4 protein-coding genes are annotated in these 2095 nt (G+C 40.5%); all 4 read right to left on the bottom strand.

Annotation, left to right across the window (positions count from 1 at the left end):
* Positions 1 to 44 precede the first annotated feature (44 nt).
* Complete coding sequence (locus PN499_RS11545) at positions 45 to 227, bottom strand: PCP reductase family protein (RefSeq protein ID WP_007355478.1); 183 nt, start codon at positions 225 to 227, stop codon at positions 45 to 47.
* A 158-nt stretch (positions 228 to 385) separates the two neighbouring features.
* Positions 386 to 721: a DUF5615 family PIN-like protein gene (locus PN499_RS11540; protein WP_272032018.1), complete on the bottom strand. Its 336-nt coding sequence runs from the start codon at positions 719 to 721 to the stop codon at positions 386 to 388.
* A 12-nt stretch (positions 722 to 733) separates the two neighbouring features.
* A complete protein-coding gene (locus tag PN499_RS11535; RefSeq protein ID WP_272032017.1) occupies positions 734 to 970 on the bottom strand; it encodes a DUF433 domain-containing protein in 237 nt (78 codons plus the stop codon).
* Positions 971 to 1181: 211 nt separating this feature from the next.
* A partial coding sequence (locus PN499_RS11530; RefSeq protein WP_272032016.1) for a hypothetical protein occupies positions 1182 to 2095 on the bottom strand: 914 nt, incomplete at its 5' end.

Genomic DNA, 2095 nt, shown 5'->3' with positions numbered 1-2095 from the left:
CTGGGCGGTATCAGGAACCGCCCAGAGGGCGGCGTTAAAAGCATTTACTGACCAAATTCTAGGCGAGCTTGCTCAACCAGCTCAACAGTTACAACTTCCTTTTCAGCTTCGCGGGCCAAATGCTCTATCCGCATTCGTGCTTGTCCCCGAACAAAATAGGGAATATTTTTCAGCTTGGCTTTGGCTTCAAGCGTCCATTTTAAATCGTCTGAGAAGTAATCGGGCATGGCTTATTCGGCGATCGGCTGCAAACAGCGATCTATGGGCTTTTAAAGAAAAGTTTGGATATTTTAAATTTACCACGAGGTGCGATCGCCGGAACATGGAAAGAGAAGGTAAATTCCCCTTCTCTTTCCTCCGCCTCGACTGCTGTACATCGCTGGAATCATTCGCGAACAACGATCGCGTCCCGGCTCATTTCTATTAAGGAATGTTGCTGAAAAAGTTCAGCTAACTGTGGCAGATTATTTAAAAATAATACTTCTAGTTCTACATTTATAATATTTCCAGTAGTCAGTATCAATAATTTATAAGGTTCTTTGCGAATCAGAAATGAATCCCAAAAATCTCTATCTTTGGTAACAACTACTCGATTTTCCTTAAGGGAAATAGCCTTAATTTCTACATCCAACTTAGCGTTTTTTGCGGTAGCTCTTGGGTATGAACTGTCTCGTAACCAGCCGATAGTAGAAACTGGGCTAAACGCTTGGCAACTGTGCATCTACTAAAAACTTCATAGAGTTACTTTGTAAATACTTTTTACCTGAGTTAGACGAGTTGCAAATAGCAAAACTGCTAAAATATCCTCTCGTTCTAAATCCTCGTAGTCCGATAAAATTTCATCGTTACTCATCCCAGAACTCAGCAATTCTAAGAGGAATTCGACGGGATATCGCAGCCCCCGAATGCAGGGTTTACCGTGACAGATATTCGGATCTAGTGTAATTCGCAACAAAAGGTCATTTTCCATAGCTGTCATTCTAGAAGTTAGAATCATCTTAGCAAAAAATAGAACAAAGGTTGCGATCGCCCCACAACTGCTCACTCTGAATTAAATTGCTTGCTCAAAATAGCCTCGGCTTCCTGTAAAAGCTGATTCTGCTCTTGTCGAATCGCCTCTAACCTTGTCAAAATATTAGCAAGTCGTTCCTGAGACTCCGAACTATTTGATTGAACTCGGTTCAATTGTAAAGATAGATTATTATTTTCTCCCAGATTCCTTGAAGGGAATGAGTTGACAGCCACTCCACCAAAATTACTAATAGACCTAGAGCCGACACTAAAAAAATAGCTTGCATAAATTTCCCAGCGAGTTGGAAAATAAATAACCATCCTTTTGCAAAAAAGCTAGTTAAAGCCTGGAAGAAACCTAATATAATAAATATAGATAGCAGCAACATTGCTAACGCTATCAGCGGATGACTCACCAACCAGAAGATTAAAGGATGAGAATTAATCCAATCTTTGACGCTAGCGTTGAGAGCATTTTGAAGAGTGTCTGAAGCAGCACTGCTAATATTTTCAGCCTGATGAATGCTATCTTGTAATGAAGCCTTAGCCTTTTCTGTTGCTTGATTTACACTATCTACAGCTTGGCTAGTTGTTTGATTCAGAGTAGTGACGGCGGAATTAGTAGCTTGAGTGAGTGTTTCTTTAGCAGTTGCGGCAGAGTGAGTAACAGCATCAACAGCTTTGTTGGTAGTTTCACTAACGCGAGTAACGGCTTGATTTGTAACTTCAGATAGAGAATTCTTTGCTTTTTCAGTTGTCTCCGCTACTGTAACTAAAGCCTGGTTCTTAACTTGATTTACAACCTCAACGGCAGAATTGGTAGTTTGAGTGAGAGATTCTTTTGCCTTGTCAGCATTTGCGGAGAAAGAAGATTTAGCCTGTGCAGTTACTTCGGAAACAGAATTAACTGCTTTTCCGACTTGTTCTGTCAAAAGTCCTTTGGTTTTTTGAAAGTTTTGAGAAAGATCGGGCAGTCCTAATTGCATAGTAATTAAACTCATCAACTCAATTGATTTAATTGTAACATTTAATTTAGCAATGATTGTAACGCCGCCCTCTGGGCGGTATCTTGACCGCCCAGAGG

The sequence above is a fragment of the Kamptonema animale CS-326 genome, assembly GCF_028330895.1.
GTDB classification, from domain to species: Bacteria; Cyanobacteriota; Cyanobacteriia; order Cyanobacteriales; family Microcoleaceae; genus Kamptonema; species Kamptonema formosum.
This window is presented reverse-complemented; position numbering and strand designations above follow the sequence as displayed.

What these genes read in the sequence shown, in the direction of transcription:
- PN499_RS11535 (WP_272032017.1), bottom strand. Translation starts at nt 970, where the DNA reads ATGGAAAATGACCTTTTGTTGCGAATTACACTAGATCCGAATATCTGT.
- PN499_RS11540 (WP_272032018.1), bottom strand. Translation starts at nt 721, where the DNA reads ATGCACAGTTGCCAAGCGTTTAGCCCAGTTTCTACTATCGGCTGGTTA.
- PN499_RS11545 (WP_007355478.1), bottom strand. Translation starts at nt 227, where the DNA reads ATGCCCGATTACTTCTCAGACGATTTAAAATGGACGCTTGAAGCCAAA.